The following is a 16140-nucleotide window of genomic DNA, read 5'->3' as shown; positions in this document are numbered from 1 at the left end:
GGAGGCGCCCTGCGTCAGTTGTGTTCCGGGAACGCCGCGGGCTGGCCCGTGCCGCCGTTGCCCTCGGGCTTCGGGCCGGCGTGCTTGTCCGCTTCGTCCTCGCGCCCGCCGCCCTTGTGACGGAGGGTGTCGTTCTCGCTGGCGCCCTGGTGCGTGACCTGCTGCTCGTCCGGCTTCTTCGGCTTCATGTCGTGCCCCCTGTCGTTGGAAGAAGTCCTTCCAAGATGGGGGTGGTGTCGGGGATTGCCAGAGGAGGGGTGCCGTGAGGTGCCTGCCTGCCCGGCTGCTGAACTTGGGACGTGCGTCAGGAGAACCGCTCGCGCAGTGCCTCGAGCACGGCGGGCTCCTGGGGGTTGTTGAAGTGGCGACCGCCGGGGATGAGGCGCACCTCGGCGCCCAGGCGCTCCTCGAAGAGGCGGGTGTTGCGGCGCCAGTCCGAGGTGAACGGATCCGAATCCGACAGCACCACCACGCAGCGGCGGAGCGCGGCGCGGATCCGGTCGAAGTCCATCGGCGTGTCGAGCCAGGGCCGCAGCGTGTCCCAGGGCTTGTCGACCTCGAACCAGCCCGCGACGAACAGGGCCCCTTCCACGGTGTGTCCCGGGGGCAGCGTGGACAGGTACCGCATGATGGCCTGACAGCCGACGCTGTGGCCCAGGAACACGGTGGAGGGCGCGGGCACGGGCCCCACGGCGGAGGCGAGCGTGGACACCCAGCCGTCGAGGGTGGGCGCGCCCGGCGTGGGCATGTCCAGCGTGCGCACGTCGTCGAAGAGGACGGGCGGCGTGCGCAGCTTCGCGGTGAGCCACGGGTAGAAGTCGGTGTCGGGACTTCCCGCCCAGCGCGGCGCCATGACGAGGGAACGGGTCATGGGGGCGCAGTGTGCCGCACTCCGGTCAGGAGCGCTCAGCCCTCGTGAAGGGCACGGGCTTCGAGCACCGCACGGGCCCGCTCCGCGAGGCGCAGGCTGTCAGGGAGTGTCCGGCCCAGCAGGTGGGGCACGCCCACGGCCAGCGCCACCGCGTTGCTGAAGAAGCACGCCTGCGCCCGCGACAGGTCCGCGAGCCGCACGGCGCGCTCCACGACCGCAAGCCCCTCAATGCGGCCCACTTCCAGCAGGACCCCGCGAGCGATGCCCGGCAGGCACGGGGAGTCGAGCGGCGGCGTGACGAGCGCACCATCGAGCTGGACGAAGAGGTTCGCGGTGGGCAGCTCGCAGACCTCGTCCGCTTCGTTGGTGATGATGGGCAGGCGCGGCAGGAGCGCATGCTGGCGGAACCACGCGAGCCCCTTGTGGTTCACCGTGCGCTCCGCACGCCGGTACGCCCCGGCCTCCACGCTGTCGAGCGTCCGCCCCTCCCGGTGCAGCGCCTCGAAGTCCGCCGCGAGCGGGCGGAACGTGCAGAGCACATGCCCGTCGCTGACCACGAGCTTGCCCACGCCGGTGAAGCGCGGACCCATCCACGAATCCGCCTCCAGACACCTGCGCAGCGAATCGCGCACGGCGTCCTCGTGGAGGAGCGCGGGCTCCGGGGCGCGCACGGCGGTGGGAAAGGCCGCGAGGCTTGAGCGCAGGCGGGACAGGTGCCGCGCGAGGAACAGCGGCCGACCGGCGTCGATGCGGAAGGTGGTGAAGAAGCCCGCGCCGAAGAAGAAGCCCTGGGCGAAGTCCTGGAGCCGCAGGTCCTCCCAGCGCTGGACGACGCCATCGACGCAGACGGTGGGAATACTCACGGAGAGGGCGACGGTGGCGCGGCGGTAGGCGCTTGCTCGTCACCTGGCGGAACGCGTCCCTGGCGACGCAGTTCCCGCGCCAGGAAGGGAGCGCGGCGTTCAAGAAACCAGAAGGGGATCCGCTGGCCGTTCTTGGGACTGAAGTACGCGTTGAACCAACCTTCGTGGGTCTTGCTGATGTCTCTCGAATCCAGCTGCAGGCGGGAAATCGTAGCCTTGACCTGGGTGAGGAGAGGCTCATCAAGCCCCTCCGCGGGCTCGACCTTGAAGGTTGCCAGGTTGAGGGTGAACCACCCGTCACGGATGAGAAATGGATCAAGCACGTCTGTGTATTTGTTCTTGTGCGTGTTCATGAGGGAGCACGCCAGCCGGTAGTTGTCCCAGTCGTATGCCTGGGCAAGCCCAGGCGCCGCCAACGCGACGAAATGGTCGACTGTCGGCCCTCCTACGGGCTCGATATAGAAGCAAGAGTATGCGCAAATCCCGTCGTAGGCTTCGTGGAGTGCATCCAGAGCCCGGGTCCAGTAGGCGTATTTGCGGAGGGCCGCGGGTGAGAGGTCTTCAACGCGAGTCGCCTGCTGCTGGATACGAGGCCCCGGGCGCGTCATCGTTGGAGGGTTTCCCGCCAATTCGGCCAACGCACTGAGCCCGGGCCGGCGGACCTCCTGGTCGAAGTCGAAATCAGGGGGGCGCGGCTCCGGCTTCTTCTTCACAGGGATCATTTTTCGAATCCAGATTCCTGTGCCCAGAAGCCCCAGCGAAGCCAGAAGGGATCGACATCAGGCAGACTGCCGCGCAGTTGCAGTTGAACCCGCAGAAACTCATCGCGCTGGACGTCCTTTCGACTCATCAGCGCCTCCGCGTGCTGGATGGCCTGCTCGGCTTCCAGGGAACGAGGCTCCGCGAGATCGAAAACATCCGAAGTCAGCCATGCGTTCGCATCCCCCCTTCTACGCCACGCTTCGCGGCGCAGCTCGACCTGCTGCCCGACGATGTCGAGGTTCCAGAGTGCGTCAATCTTCTCATCGAAGAGCGGCTCGACCGAGGCCAACAGGAGCGGAGAGTGCGTGACCGTGAGCAACTGGACGCCGACATCCTGGCCCGTCAGCGCCGCCATGACCTCCAGGATCGAGCGGAGGATGGTTCGCTGCCAGCGTGGATGAAGGTGTGCCTCGATCTCATCAATGAGAAAGATGATCTGGTTTGTCGTGTCCTGGTTGAGGAGGCGGCTGGCTTGAACATGCTCCTGCCACGTCCAGACAAGCAGGTAGGCGAGCGAGATGATGCGTTTGACACCCGCGGAAGCGTGGATGACGGCGACTTCCTGCCCGTAAGGTGCCTTGAGCGTGGGCATGTCACGGACATCCTCGATGCTGATTCGGGTCAACTCCCCAGGAACGAGAGGTTCACTGCTGGAGGGTGACAACGTCTTGAGTGCCAGGAGCAGTTGATGGAAGGCTTCGCCATTTCTGCCCTGCCAGGTCGCCCAGTCACGGATGAGGCCGTTGCAGTAGATCTTCCCCTGTGGCTCCAGCCCATTCCAGACGTCCTGTGGCGCGAACTGGTATGCGATAGGCCGGTCTGGTGCATCAACTCCAAGGGAGGGTGCCTGCTTCCAGTAGTTCCGCGCCGGGTCCCAGACGGAGAACGAGCCGTCGATCCGGGCATAGAGGACCATGCCGGGGTTGGCGGGGCGGCCCCCCTTACGAGTCCAGGACTGGCTGGGGAAGTCGTAGGTGCTGGTGTACTCGATGGGGCCGCTCTTGCCGCTGAACTCGAAGGCAATGGTGGGGGCGACGCTTGCACCCCGCTGCGGCATGGCCGGAGCATCGGGCCATGAACGCGTCAGGGCCCACCAGGCCACGTCCAGGATGAAGGTCTTTCCCAGCCCGTTGTCGCCCGTCAGAAGGTTCAGGCGTGGAGCGAAGTCGAACGCGAGCTGCGGGGCAGGTCCGACATCCTTGAGCGCCAGCTTTTCGAGCATGTTCTTCCGGGTAGGAGGGCCTGTCCTCCTGTGGGTATAGGCCAGGTCTGTAGCAGGAACAAAATGTTGGAGCCCTGGAGTGTCCTGCTCATGCGCGACGCTCCAGGAAGTTCGCGAGCAGGCGGGGGCCTTCGCGTGTGAGGAAGGATTCCGGGTGGAACTGCACGCCCTCCAGGTTCGCCAGCTCCCGGTGGCGCAGCCCCATCACCAGGTCCCCGGACCAGGCCGTCACCTCCAGGCACTCCGGCACGCTGTCGCGGTCCACCACGAGCGAGTGGTAGCGCGCGGCGGTGAAGGGCTGGGGCAGGCCCCGGAAGACGCCCTGGCCCCGGTGCTCGACCTCGGCCGTCTTGCCATGCACGGGCACCGGCGCCCGCACCACCTTCGCGCCGAACACCTGGCCGATGCCCTGGTGGCCCAGGCACACGCCCAGCAGGGGCACGCGGCCCGCGAAGGCGCGGATGACGTCCAGCGACACGCCGGCCTCGTCGGGCGTCTTCGGCCCGGGCGAGATGACGACGTGGCTGGGCTGGAGCACCCGGGCTTCCGCGACGGTGAGCGCGTCGTTGCGCACGACCTTGAGCGTGGCCCCCAGCGCGCCCAGGGCCTGGACGAGGTTGAAGGTGAACGAGTCGAAGTTGTCGATGAGGAGGATCATCGGGGGCTCATGCTCGCGGCCAGGGCGAGGAGCTGGGAGCGGGCCTTGTTGAGCGTCTCCTTGTATTCGCGCCGGGGCTCCGAATCATGGACGATGCCGCCGCCCACCTGCACGTAGGCCCGGCCGTCCTTCACCACCACGGTGCGGATGACGATGTTCAGGTCCATCCCGCCCGCGAAGCTGAAGTAGCCGAGCGAGCCCGTGTAGAGGCCGCGCGGGTGGGGCTCCAGCTCCGTGATGATCTCCATCGTGCGGATCTTCGGCACGCCGGTGATGGTGCCACCGGGGAACAGCGCGCCCACGACGTCGAGCGGCTCCACGCCGGGCGCGAGCTGCCCCGCGACCTCCGACTCGATGTGGAGGACGTGGGCGTACTCGATGATCTCCATCAGCCGCGTCACCTCCACGGTGCCGTAGGCGCAGACGCGGCCCAGGTCGTTGCGCCCCAGGTCCACGAGCATGGCGTGCTCGGCCTGCTCCTTCTCGCTGGTGCGCAACTCGTGCACGAAGCGCGCGTCCTCCTCGGGCGTGCCCCGGCGGCGTGTGCCGGCGATGGGGCGCGTGGTGGCGCGGCCGTCCTCCACGCGCACCAGCCGCTCGGGCGAGGCGCTGACGACCTGGAAGCCGTCCGCCTCGAAGTAGCTGGCGAAGTGGACGGGGCTGGTGGCGGACAGCATCTCGTAGAGGGCGAGCGCGTCGCCAGGGAAGTCCACCTCCAGGCGCTGGGAGAGGTTGACCTGGTACGTGTCACCCGCGCGGATGTACTCGCGCACGCGCTCCACCGCGAGCAGGTAGGCATCCTGCGTGAAGTTGGAGCGCCAGGGCGCCAGCGGCCCGTCCGGAGGCGGCGGGGTCGGGGGACGCGTGGGGACCGCGGCGCGCACCTGGGAGGTCAGCAGGTCCAGCCGGCGGGAGCAATCCTCCCAGTCCGACCCCGTGGCCACCGCGCGCACGGTGTGCTCGACGTGGTCCACGACGAGGAAGGTGTCGACGAAGTGCAGCGCGATGTCGGGCACGCCCAGGTCGTCGTGCGGGTGGCGGGGCAGGGCCTCGAAATAGTGGCTCGCCTCGTAGGAGAAGAAGCCCACCGCGCCGCCACGGAACAGGGGCAGGCCGGGGAGGTCCGGGCCCTTCCATCGGCGGAGCAGGCCGCGCAGGACGGCGAGCGGCGCGTCGGGCTGGAGGACGCCGTCCAGCCAGCACTGCCCACCCCGCGCGGTGTAGCGAAGGAAGGGGCGGGCGCCGAGCAGGGAGTAGCGGCCCTCGCTGCTCGTGCGGGTGCTCTCCAGGAGGAAGCGGTCCCCGGCGGGCAGGGCCCGCAGCAGGTCCACGGGCCTCGCGGCGCCGACGTCCAGGGTCCGCACGAGGGGCACCTGGGTGAAGCCCTGGGCCACGAGCACTTCGAAGCTCGCGCGGTCCAGCGGGGGCACGGGAAAGACAGGGGCGGCCATGCGGAAAACGGTTCCTAGCAGGAACCGCGGTCCGGGTCGCAGGGCCTCAACTCAAGGCGTGCCCAGGGCCGATGGGGCCGCCGCTCGCCGGGTGCGCCGGCGCCAGTACAGGAACACGGGCACTCCCGCGCCGAGCAGCAGCGTGCCCTTGAGCGCGTTGAGCGGGTTGGAGGCCGTGGAGCCCAGCACGACGTACAGGGCGGCCGCGATGAAGAGGAGCGGGGTGATGGGATATCCGGGCACCCGGTACGCGGCGCGGGGCACGAGCCCCTTCCGCTCGCGCGCGCGGTAGACGAACAGCGTCGCGGCCGTGGCGCCGAAGACGAGCCAGTCGGCGAAGACGACGGAGTCGAGCAGCTCGCCATACGTGCCCGTGCCCGTGAGGAGGATGGCCCACACCGCCTGGAAGAGGATGGCGGTGGAGGGCGTGCGGTAGCGCGGGTGCAGCCGGGCCATCCAGGGGAAGAACAGTCCGTCCGCGGCCATGGCCTGGTAGACGCGCGGCGAGACGAGGATGACGAGGTTGAGGAACCCGAAGGTGGAGAGGGCCACTCCCGCGGTGATGAACGTGCGGCCCGCGGGCCCGAGCACCTGGCCGAGCGCGTCCGCCGCCGGGGCGCTGCTCCCCGCGAGCCCCGCCGCGCCGAGCGTGCGCAGGTAGGTGAGGTTCGCGAGCAGGTACACCGTCACCACGCCGATGACGCCGAGCAACAGGGCGCGTGGCAGGTTGCGCTCGGGGTCGACCATCTCGTCGGCCACGAAGTTCGTCTGCTGCCACCCGCCATAGCTGAACAGCACCGGGACGAGCGCCGCCCCCAGGGCGAACACGAGGGAGTCGGGCGCCTGCGGGGCGGCGACGGCCTCCACCACCGCGGGCTGGGCGCTTTCGAGCAGGAGCCCGGCGCCCACGAGCACCGCGAGCGCCAGCAGCTTGAGCACGGTGAAGACGTTCTGCGTGAGCGCACCGGGCCGCACGCCGAAGTAGTTCACCCCGGAGAGCAGCAGGATGGCGCCGACCGCGAGGGGGAAGCGGAAGCCGGGCCCGAGGCCGGTGAGCGCGAGGGTGTAGTTGGCGAAGGTGACGGCCACCGCGGCAATGGCCCCGGTGGCGATCATGAGCATCATTCCCCAGGCGTTGAGGAACGCGGGCAGCGGGCCGAAGGCATCGCGCAGGTAGACGTAGCTGCCGCCCGCCCTGGGGATGCGCTGCCCCAGCTCCCCGTAGATGAAGGCGCCGATGAGCGCCACCCCTCCGCCGAGCAGCCACACACCCAGGGTGAGCCCCGGCGTGTGCACGCGCTGCGCGACGATGGCCGGGTTGAGGAAGATGCCCGAGCCGATGATGCCGCCGATGACGAGCATCACCCCCGAGAAGAGGCCGACGCGTCGCGCGTAGCCGTCACGGGGCCCGGCTTCATCCTGGAGGGGGGAGGGGCTCATGGGGCGCCGAGCATAGCCCGGCGGCCGCGACCCCTAGACGCGGAAGCCGCTCACGACGCCCTGGATGCCCTGGAAGGCGACCTCCAACCGCTGGATGGCGGTCTCCACGTCCTCGTTGGCCTGCACGCTGTCCTTCATCATCCTGGAGAAGTCCGTCACCACCGCCGTCATCTGCACGATGCCCGCGTTCTGCTGGGTGAAGGAGCGGACGATGTCCTGGGCCGCGCTGCTGCTGTCCCGCACGGCCTCCGTCAGCGCCTGGAGGCTGTGACCGGAGGAGAGCGCCTCGCTGATGCCCTCCGCCATCTGCCGGTGGCTGGCCTCCACGGACGCGGTGACGGCGCCCACCGAGGTGCTCATCTCCGACAGCAGGCCGCTGATGCTCTGCGCGCCGCGCTGCGACTGCTGGGACAGCGAGCGCATCTCCCGGGCCACCACCGTGAAGCTGCGCCCATGCTCGCCCGAGCGGGCCGCTTCGATGGCCGCGTTGATGGCCAGCACGTTGGACTGGTCCGACAGGTCCTTCACCGTCTCCAGGATGGCGGACGCCTTGCGGGAGCCCTCCGTGAGCCGGCCGATGGCGGGCATCAGCTCGCCCACCTGGGCGCGCAGGTGCTCCAGCGCCTCGCCGCTCTGCCGCAGGCGCTCCTGTCCCGCGAGGCTCGTCTGCTCCGCGCGCTTCGCCACCTCCAGCACCGTGTTGGCCTGCCGCGAGGCCTCCAGCGACCGGTCCTGGATGTCCCGCATGGCCACGCTCGCCTCCTCGATGCTCGACGACTGGCGCGCCAGCTGCTGGGACTGCTCGCGGCTGATGTGCGTCAGCCCCTCGACGCTGCCCGCCAGCTCCCTCAGGGTCTCCTGGAGGGTGACGGGAATCGTGCGCAGGCGCTGCACCAGCAGGTTGATGCTCTGGGCCAACAGCCCGATTTCATCCTGGGACTGGATGCTGATGACCTGGGTGAGGTCGCCCTCGGTGGCGATGCGCGAGGCCACCTCCGTGAGGCGCAGCAGGGGCTGGGCCACCTGCGACACGAGCCACACCGACAGCGACGCGAGCACGCCCAGCAGGATGAGCCCCAGGATGACCAGGCGCCGCTGGGAGCCGGTGTGCTCCTCCAGCGTGAGGGCGAAGGAGTCCCCCATCTTCCGCTGATCATCCTCCGTGGCGCGCGTCAGCGCGTCCCGCACCCGGTTGTAGCGCAGGGCCAGCTCCGGGAGCCGGGCGGCGGCCTGGGCGTCCTTGTGGATCATCCGCTCGCTCGTCTCGCGGGCAAGCCCCACGTAGTCGCGCAGCTGCGCCTCCAGCGTGTCCAGGCGCGCCGGGTCGATGGCGGAATTGGCGCGCCCCTCGGCGAGGCGCTGGAGGAAGCGCTTCGCGAGGGCGTCCGCTTCGGCCAGCTGCTCCAGGTCCTCCGCCGCCACCGCATCCTGGAGCCCCCGCTGCAGCTGTTGCAGGAGCACGTCCAGGTCCCGGCTGAGGAGCACGGCGGGGACATAGCCCTTCTCGATGCGCTCCAGGTGCGCCCGGGTGCTGCGCCCGAGCAGCTCGGAGAGCCCGATGATGCCCACCAGGAAGAGGGCGGCGAGGACGGGGAGCAGCAGGACCTTGTGCTTGAATCGCATGGCGCCGGGCTTTCCTCCCTCAGTCCAGGATGGCGATGACCTTGAGCCCGGGCGTGGGGGTGCCCACGGCCACGTAGCCCACGGCGCCGGGGTTGGCGCGCACGAAGGCGAGCACGTCGGTCTCCGAGGGCAGCTCGGGGGGAGGCACGTCGCGGCCGGAGAAGATGCGCTGCTGCCAGAAGGCCCGGACGGCGGGCAGCGAACGCTTCAGCACCTCGTCGCAGAACGCGGCGCGCACCGGTGAGCTGTCGCTCAGGTCCACCGGCATCGCGGCGACGCCCGACTCCCACTGCGTCGTCTTCTTGAGGAAGAGCTGCGCTATCTGGGCGCGCCCCACCTCCGTCACCGGGTTGGAGGGATGGACCACGACCTTGTAGGTCACCGGCGCCGCGCCCTGTGCCGGAGCGGCGAAGAGCACGAAGAGCCCACACAACAGCAACAGGGGAAGCGTTCTCATGGCGTCTCCAGAGGGGGCCGGGGCCTAGAAGCTGAACTGCGTGCCCAGGGAGACGAGCCGCGTGTGGGGCTCGGGGTAGAGGGCGGAGGTGACGTCATCGGAGGGCGCGGGCTGGGCGAAGCGGTTGCCGATGACGTTGTGGAACGACGCCTTGAAGACGAGCTGGGGTGAGAACCAGTAGTTCACCCCCACGGCGGCCTCGCGGTGGCGCAGGTACGTGAGGAGCGCCTCGGGCGCGGGCGTGGGCAGCCAGGAGCGGGAGCCCTCCACGCGTCCGGACACCTGCCAGTGCGGGGTGAGGAAGTACGCCACCTCGAGGTAGCCCGTGCGCGTGTGGGCCTCTTCGGAGAAGAGGTTGAAGAACTCGGCCCGCACCCACAGCGACTCGCCCAGGTACTCGGAGCCCAGGCCCACCACGCCCAGCACGCGGTGCTCGCCGTCCGTCACCTCCGGAGACCGGGACACGAAGCCGGAGGTGGTGAAGCGCAGCCCTTCCCACGGCGTCCCCAGCGCCAGGCGCCCGCCGGCCACCTGCGACTCCACGACGCACACGCCTTCCAGGGCCGACTCACAGTCCTCCGCGAGGGCGTCCTTCAGGTCGAGGAACCCGCCGTAGGCGTCGTACTCCAGCATCCACTCGCCGGGCAGGTTGACGCGGCCGGTGAGCCCCAGGCCGTCGTAGTTCTCCACGCCAATCGACGTGGGCCCGTACGTCCCCTGCGGCAGCGCGTTGAAGGGCCGCAGCGTGCCCACGTCGTAGATCTCCGAGTAGAGCGCCAGGGGGAGCTGGTTGCGGCCCACGCGCAGGCGGAGCAGATCGGAGAACGCCCACTGCGCGAAGGCGTAGTCCACCTCCAACCCCAGCGTCTCGCCGGGCTCCTTCTCGAAGGAGAACTGCGTGTTGAGGGTGAGCTTCTGCGTCGGCAGGGCCCGGAACAGCAGCGTGCTGCCCACGTCATGCAGGCCCAGGTCCTCGTTGGCGCCCAGGTACACGTTCTCCCAGGTCCGGCCGGTGCTCAGGTGCCCGTACCCGTGGATGAAGAGCTTCCCATCCGCCAGCGGCATGCCGGACGCGGGGGCGGCCAGCAGGAGGACCCCCAGACACAGGGAAAGCCATCGGACGTGAAACATGGGGGTGCCTTTCAGCGGCGCCCGGAAGGAACGCCGCCGCCAGCTCGACGGGGGGCCTGTCTGAGTGGATTGTATCTGTATAAAAAAATTGAACCCTCTTGTCCAGGAGGGAAGATGTTTCATCCGGGCTCACGCGTATCAGAACCGGAATCGCCGTTTGTGTTTGACGGATGAAGTAGATGTCTGTCTATCCCGGTTATCAGCGGGGTCCTGGAACACAAAGCCCGCCAGGAGCAGGTGCTCGACTGGCGGGCCTCCTGCACGCGCGGGACGGGCTACCGGAACACGGCCATGCCCATCAGGTGGGGATCCCCCGAGGTGGGCACGAGGTCCAGGTTGAGGAACCCGTCACCCACCGTCGTGGTGTACGGCCCGTACTTCCTCCAGGCTCCCAGGGAGAGGTTGCCCACGGCGCTGGCGACCTCCGCGCCCTCCAGTCGCACCTGGAAGGCGCGCGCGTTGGACTGATAATTCTCCATCACCCACAGGTACACCTGGTAGTTGCCGTTGGAGACCGGCTGGCCTACCTGGAGGGTTGTTTGTTTCCAGATGGCGGAGTTGAGCATCGCGCTCGTGCTCGCGTCCGTGGCGGGAGCGGGCGTCACGCTGGTCGTCGTCAGGTTGGGCGCGTTCACGGACAGGCCGTCCGACAGCGCCGTGGCGTAGGACTGCCACGCGTTGCCTTCGATGGTGACCGCGCCGCCGTTGAAGTTGATGCCGCGCACGAAGCCGCTCGGCGGGCTGCCCGCGCGGTGGACCTCGATGCCGGACAGGTTGGCCGCGCCGCCGGACGTCGTCAGGTCCAGCGTCCCGTCGGTGACGTTCACCGTCCACGGCCCCAGCCGCCGCCACGTCCCCGCGGGGCCGCTGTTGTAGCTCGCCTGCACGAGCGCGCCCTCCAGGGAGATGCTGAAGGTCTCCGCCGCGTTGTCCTCCCAGGTGTAGAGGTACACCGTGTACGCGCCCGAGGGCACCGACTGCAGGCGCACCGCCGCGGCGCCGCTGTAGATGGAGGAGCGGATCATCGCCGCGCGGTTCGCGTCCGTGGCCGGGTTGAGCGTCACGGCCTGGTTGGCGAACGCCGTCCCCGTGTACGTGTAGTCGGGCGCGTTGCTGCCCTCCCAGCTCTGGCCGTCAATCACCGTGGCCGCGCCGTTCAAGTTGATGGCGCGGTACAGCGTTCCCGGCTGGAGCACGTCGCCCGGAAGCGGGAAGTTCCGCGTGGTGTCGTCCAGCACCAGCACCCAGTCGTTCCCCGCGCCGCTGCTCGGCGGCGTGAACTGCCGGGTGCCCGTGTTCGGGTACGTTCCAATCACCTGGGACGTGCCCACGCGCGGGTCGTACCAGGACGCGCGCACGGTGCCTCCGGCGACGCGGTCCATGTTCACCGTGAAGGCCTGCCCGGACGCGCTGTAGACGAACGCGTAGCTTCCATCCGAGCCGCGCGTGGCCTGGACGCGGCTGGTGCCGGAGCCGGCCGCGGACGCGAGCACGCCCGGGTCGGGGATGCGCACCAGGAACGGCCGTGACTCCATGAGCCGGCGCAGGTGCTTCATCTGCGCGGCGCCCGGTTGGTTGATGGCCTCGTACCAATAATTCTGCGGTCCGTTCACCGGCGAGCGGCCCGGCGCGTACATCTGCCACACCGAGTGGTGCCCGTAGGTGTGGCCGAGGGCCCCGGCGAACACGTCCCAGTACGCGAACTTCCGGACCTCGTAGTCGTTGGAGTAGCCGTAGGTGCCCGCGTTGAAGCAGATGGGGTGCTGCTCGTAGAGCGGCTCTCCGTCCAGCGTGGGCTTCGTCGGCGTGAGGGCCAGGTCCGCGGCGATGCGGTTCCACACGTCCGTGTTCGCGCAGTGGCCGTTCTGCTGCATGTTGAAGTCCAGCCACGGCTCGTTGTGGAACCACGTGGAGGACTTCGCGCCGCCCGGCGGGTGGTACGTCATCAGCACCCGGCTGTAGTCCTCCATGCCGGACACGCCGAGGGCGATGCCCCGCGCCAGGGCGCGCCACACGGCCTCGTAGCCGGCCGGGGAGCGATCCCCTCCGAGCACCCAGATGATGGAGCGGTTCGCGTAGCGGCTGCCGAGGAACTGGCCGTAGGCCTGCGCGTTGGACGCGTTGAGGGTGCCGCTCAGCACGTGGCTGCCCCAGGTGGGCAGCAGCGCGGTGTAGATGCCGCGCGCCTCGGCCTCGCCGACGATGTAGTCGACGTGGTCCCAGTAGTCATACTGGGTGGCGTCTGCTGGATCGGCCCCCGGCGTGGTGTCCGGCGTCGCCGGGTTGCCATTCAGGAACGGACGGTCGCCCTGGGCGTTGGGCGTGTTCACCCCGTCCAGCTCCGCCACGGCCACCGCCTGCACCGCGGTGTAGCCCCGGTCCGCGCGGTTCTGCAGGTACGTCACCACGTCCGCGCGGTTGAGCCGGTGGAACAGCTCCCACGCGGTGTCCGCGAGATAGAAGAACCCGGTGCCGTCCGCCTTCACGAGGAAGCGCGAGTTGCTGCTCACGCGCAACTGGGGCAGGGGCGCCAGCGGCGCTGTCATCGCGCCGGTGGCGGGAGCCTCCTGGGGCGCCGGCTCGGGTGCGCAGGCGGCCAGGAGGGAGAAGGTCAGCGGGAGCAGCAGGCGTCTTTTCATGGAGGGGGGCTCTCTTTGGTATTCCAGATAATGCAAGGAATACTGTTCCCAGGCGGAGCCGCCCCCGTCAAGGTCGGTGCGCCTACGGAACGGGATAGACGCAGACGGCGAGCGCTCCGCAGCCGAACTCGACCGCGAGCTTGTTGCAGCCCGGCTTGAAGTCCGATCGGTAGAGGTGCTGGGTCTGGGTCCGGCTGTAGGGCCCCTCGACGCCGACGCCGCTGTAGCTGATGGACACGGTGAGGTCGCCGTTGCTCCCCGTCCCAGGCGGGATGAGCGTCGTGACGCTGCACGCGGCGTCCCCGCTGCCCCGCACCGGGATGGGCTCGCCGCCAATCTTCACGCTGTTGATCTTCGTCTCGCCGTTGTTGTCGAAGAACACGTAGGCGGTGGCCGAGTTGTCGATGAGCTCGCCGTCCTTCAGCGTGAGGTCGCAGGCCCCGGGCGTCCAGGTGCCCTGCCGGTACTGGCCCAGGAAGGTGTTGGTGCCGTTCTGGGGCTTGAAGCGCATGGTGGTGTCCTCGAAGACGACCTCGTAGTCGGGCAGGCCGTGGTTCGCGTCCCAGCGGATCATCCGCGGGCTGATGAGCCGGCCCTTGTAGAGGCCCGCGGAGGGGGAGCCGGGCAGCTCGCACATGTACACGCGGTCGGACGACTGGCCGGCGATGCCGCCGTACGCGATGTCGGTCTGATAGCCGTACTCGCTGCCGTAGCGGTTCCAGACCCCGGTCACGGCCATGTTGTCGCCACCGGTGTCCGTGTCGTCGTCGTCCTCGCCGGCGACGCTGGTGTCACAGGCGAGCAGGGAGGTGGAGAGGAAGCAGCAGACGGTGAGACGCGCGAGAGAGAAGTTCACGGGAGTTCCTTCAGGGGGGTCACACGCCTTCCAGGCGTGGGATGTGATGATCGCAGCAGACCTCGTCAGGGGACCTCGGTGCCGTCGTAGAAGCGCCGCGCCCGGGCGACGGCGGACAGCCCCACCTTGCTGCCCAGCCGCCGGCCGATGAGGTCATCCGGCGTGAGGTGGATGCCGCCCCACAGCCGGGACTGTCCCGCCTGATCCGCGGCGTCGTAGTACGTGGCCCACTGCAACCGCACGTCGGTGGAGGGGCCGCGCTCGAAGGTGAGGTAGCTGTCGCGGGGCGCGACGAACTCGCCCAGCCCGCCGGGAAAGCAATCGCTGCCGGTGAGAGCGGTGAGCACCTCGGCGGAGGCGCGGCTGAAGGTGCTGTGGCCGGAGATGAAGCCCGGGAAGGCGGGCGTCACGAAGGTGCGCAGCTGGTAGGGCATCCACTCGGTGGCGCGAATCCAGCCGGAGCCGCCCACCTCGTTGCGCCGGTCCCCGGGTTCGCCCCGCCACGCGTGCACCACCACCTGACCCTGGAAGCGGGCCAGGTGCGCGTGCCGCTGTCCTGGCGCGGAGCTCTGCGCCGTCACGACCTCGATGAGCCCCGGCACCAGCGGCAGGCCGTCCGGGTGGTACGACGGCCCTGACGGCTCCGTGGACTGGCCCAGCCCGCCCATGTAGCGGATCAACGACAGGGGCCGCGCGGCGAGGAAGGCGCGTTTCACCTCCCACGCGACGATGGCCGCGTCGTGCACGGCCCCGTTGAGCGCCAGGTACACCTTCACGTCCCACTCCAGCGGCTCCAGCTCCGTCCCCTCGCCGAACAGGCGCCGTGAGAAGCCGGGCGAATCCGCCACGCTGTTGGCGAGCACGTTCCAGTGCCCCGGCGGCGTCTCCGACTTCGGGCCGTCCGCCCAGAACTCCGCCAGCACGCGTCCGAAGTCCCCGCGTCGCACGAGCTGCGGCGCGTAGGGCTGGCCGGTGATGGGATTGAGCGGGTGGCCGGTGCCGTCGTTCGTGCCCAGGCTGTTGTTGCCCAGCGTGCCGGGAGACAGGTCCACCAGCTCGTCGCTGCCCAGCCCGCTCTCCTTGCGCAGCACGTCCACCACGTGCGCGCGCACCTCCGCGCCGAACACGGGCGGCGCGCCGGGGTCCAGGTACAGCCCGCCGCCCTGGGGCCGCGACAGGGCGAACGGCGTCACCTTGCCCCAGTGCGCGCCGATGTAGCCCTGCACGCCGGAGGTGGTGATGATGCCGTTCTGCGTGACGGCCACCGCGAGGTTGAGCGGCTGCCAGACGGAAGGGTCCGAGAGCGTCGCGCCGGGCGTGTCCACCACCAGCGGCGTGTTGACGAACTGGAAGCCCGTGGTGTCCTTGTAGTCGTTCTGCTCGTTGGCCCCGTCCTCCGTGCCCGCGTGAATGAGGGCCTGGCCAATGCGGTTGCCCAGCGCGCGCGGGCTGTCGCCCGTCGTCACGGTGTCGTCCGGCGCGTAGCCCAGCCGCTCCATGAACGCGCGGAAGCACGCCGCGGAGGTGGGTCCGCCGACGGCGTTCGCGTAGCGGTGCGCGAGCACGCGGTAGGCGGCGTAGCTGAGCGCCTCCGCGCGCGCCGCCGCCACGTCCGGGGCGGTGTGCTTCTCCCGCAGGAAGACGCCGTCCGCCGCCGCGTCATACGCGGCCCATGCGTCCCACATGGCCGCGGACAGGTGGAAGAGGTTGCGCGCGTGCACCGTCGGCCGGGGGAGGTCGCGGCGGATGGCGCCAAGAATCTGCTCGTTCCAGCGGCGGGCGATGGTGCCCGTCGGACGCGGATCCACCGCCGCGGCGGGGCAGCTCGGCGCGGGCGCGGGCCCCGGGTCCGGCACCGGGGGCACCGCAGCCACTTCAGCGCCCCGGTGCAGCAGCGCGCCGGCGTTCAGCGAGCTCGACAGCACGTTGCCGCCCACGGCCCATACCCCGCCCTCCGGATCCGTCCACGTCGCGTGCAGCGACTCCACCGTCGCCTGCGGCTCGGCGTCCACCCGTCGCCAGGCGCCCGCCAGGCGCTGATACATCTCCCCCCGGAAGCCCGTGGCCCAGCCGGTGCCATCCGGGGCGAGAGACACCCCTTGAAGCAGCGGGCAGCCCTGCGGCGCGCGGCTCACGAAGCGGCCCGCCTTCTCGTCCAGCTCCAGGA

At 69.7% G+C, this 16140-nt stretch carries 14 protein-coding genes; all 14 read right to left on the bottom strand.

Translation table 11 applies throughout. The annotated features are described in order from the left end of the window. Positions 1-14: 14 nt before the first annotated feature. Positions 15-188: a hypothetical protein gene (locus D7V93_RS45785; RefSeq protein WP_167509441.1), complete on the bottom strand. Its 174-nt coding sequence runs from the start codon at positions 186-188 to the stop codon at positions 15-17. A gap of 116 nt (positions 189-304) precedes the next feature. Beyond that, positions 305-871: an RBBP9/YdeN family alpha/beta hydrolase gene (locus D7V93_RS06805; RefSeq protein ID WP_120642596.1), complete on the bottom strand. Its 567-nt coding sequence runs from the start codon at positions 869-871 to the stop codon at positions 305-307. Positions 872-906: 35 nt separating this feature from the next. Next, positions 907-1734: an aminotransferase class IV gene (locus D7V93_RS06800; RefSeq protein WP_120642595.1), complete on the bottom strand. Its 828-nt coding sequence runs from the start codon at positions 1732-1734 to the stop codon at positions 907-909. Continuing rightward, positions 1731-2456, bottom strand: a complete 726-nt coding sequence (locus tag D7V93_RS06795; RefSeq protein ID WP_120642594.1) for a hypothetical protein — start codon at positions 2454-2456, stop codon at positions 1731-1733. The genes D7V93_RS06800 and D7V93_RS06795 overlap by 4 nt, the downstream gene beginning before the upstream one ends. Beyond that, on the bottom strand, positions 2453-3718 hold the full coding sequence (locus D7V93_RS06790; RefSeq protein WP_120642593.1) for an AAA family ATPase: 1266 nt from the start codon (positions 3716-3718) through the stop codon (positions 2453-2455). Before D7V93_RS06790 ends, D7V93_RS06795 begins: the two co-directional genes overlap by 4 nt. 88 nt (positions 3719-3806) lie before the next feature. Beyond that, entirely contained in the window at positions 3807-4376 is a 570-nt protein-coding gene (locus D7V93_RS06785; protein ID WP_120642592.1) for an anthranilate synthase component II, read from the bottom strand. Then, entirely contained in the window at positions 4373-5827 is a 1455-nt protein-coding gene (locus D7V93_RS06780; protein WP_120642591.1) for an anthranilate synthase component I family protein, read from the bottom strand. Before D7V93_RS06780 ends, D7V93_RS06785 begins: the two co-directional genes overlap by 4 nt. 51 nt (positions 5828-5878) lie before the next feature. Then, entirely contained in the window at positions 5879-7267 is a 1389-nt protein-coding gene (locus D7V93_RS06775) for an APC family permease (RefSeq protein WP_120642590.1), read from the bottom strand. A 33-nt stretch (positions 7268-7300) separates the two neighbouring features. Next, the gene (locus D7V93_RS06770; RefSeq protein ID WP_120642589.1) at positions 7301-8890 is read right to left on the bottom strand and encodes a methyl-accepting chemotaxis protein; all 1590 of its coding nucleotides are present in this window, start codon (positions 8888-8890) and stop codon (positions 7301-7303) included. A 19-nt stretch (positions 8891-8909) separates the two neighbouring features. Continuing rightward, complete coding sequence (locus D7V93_RS06765) at positions 8910-9347, bottom strand: type 2 periplasmic-binding domain-containing protein (RefSeq protein ID WP_147451061.1); 438 nt, start codon at positions 9345-9347, stop codon at positions 8910-8912. A gap of 24 nt (positions 9348-9371) precedes the next feature. Then, complete coding sequence (locus D7V93_RS44800) at positions 9372-10478, bottom strand: porin family protein (protein ID WP_158623664.1); 1107 nt, start codon at positions 10476-10478, stop codon at positions 9372-9374. A 275-nt stretch (positions 10479-10753) separates the two neighbouring features. Then, positions 10754-13117: a glycoside hydrolase family 140 protein gene (locus D7V93_RS06755; RefSeq protein ID WP_208722936.1), complete on the bottom strand. Its 2364-nt coding sequence runs from the start codon at positions 13115-13117 to the stop codon at positions 10754-10756. 82 nt (positions 13118-13199) lie between these two features. Next, entirely contained in the window at positions 13200-13973 is a 774-nt protein-coding gene (locus D7V93_RS06750; protein WP_120642587.1) for a hypothetical protein, read from the bottom strand. 65 nt (positions 13974-14038) lie between these two features. Next, positions 14039-16140, bottom strand: a 2102-nt coding sequence (locus D7V93_RS44795; RefSeq protein ID WP_120642586.1) for a vanadium-dependent haloperoxidase, incomplete at its 5' end; no start/stop codon positions are given.

Source organism: Corallococcus llansteffanensis (assembly GCF_003612055.1).
Taxonomy (GTDB): Bacteria; Myxococcota; Myxococcia; order Myxococcales; family Myxococcaceae; genus Corallococcus; species Corallococcus llansteffanensis.
Note: the sequence above shows the minus strand (reverse complement) of the source record. Positions and strands in the feature narration are given on the sequence as shown.

What these genes read in the sequence shown, in the direction of transcription:
- D7V93_RS06780 (WP_120642591.1), bottom strand. Translation starts at nt 5,827, where the DNA reads ATGGCCGCCCCTGTCTTTCCCGTGCCCCCGCTGGACCGCGCGAGCTTC.
- D7V93_RS06770 (WP_120642589.1), bottom strand. Translation starts at nt 8,890, where the DNA reads ATGCGATTCAAGCACAAGGTCCTGCTGCTCCCCGTCCTCGCCGCCCTC.
- D7V93_RS06805 (WP_120642596.1), bottom strand. Translation starts at nt 871, where the DNA reads ATGACCCGTTCCCTCGTCATGGCGCCGCGCTGGGCGGGAAGTCCCGAC.
- D7V93_RS06785 (WP_120642592.1), bottom strand. Translation starts at nt 4,376, where the DNA reads ATGATCCTCCTCATCGACAACTTCGACTCGTTCACCTTCAACCTCGTC.
- D7V93_RS45785 (WP_167509441.1), bottom strand. Translation starts at nt 188, where the DNA reads ATGAAGCCGAAGAAGCCGGACGAGCAGCAGGTCACGCACCAGGGCGCC.
- D7V93_RS06790 (WP_120642593.1), bottom strand. Translation starts at nt 3,718, where the DNA reads ATGCTCGAAAAGCTGGCGCTCAAGGATGTCGGACCTGCCCCGCAGCTC.
- D7V93_RS44800 (WP_158623664.1), bottom strand. Translation starts at nt 10,478, where the DNA reads ATGTTTCACGTCCGATGGCTTTCCCTGTGTCTGGGGGTCCTCCTGCTG.
- D7V93_RS06775 (WP_120642590.1), bottom strand. Translation starts at nt 7,267, where the DNA reads ATGAGCCCCTCCCCCCTCCAGGATGAAGCCGGGCCCCGTGACGGCTAC.
- D7V93_RS06765 (WP_147451061.1), bottom strand. Translation starts at nt 9,347, where the DNA reads ATGAGAACGCTTCCCCTGTTGCTGTTGTGTGGGCTCTTCGTGCTCTTC.
- D7V93_RS06755 (WP_208722936.1), bottom strand. Translation starts at nt 13,117, where the DNA reads ATGAAAAGACGCCTGCTGCTCCCGCTGACCTTCTCCCTCCTGGCCGCC.
- D7V93_RS06795 (WP_120642594.1), bottom strand. Translation starts at nt 2,456, where the DNA reads ATGATCCCTGTGAAGAAGAAGCCGGAGCCGCGCCCCCCTGATTTCGAC.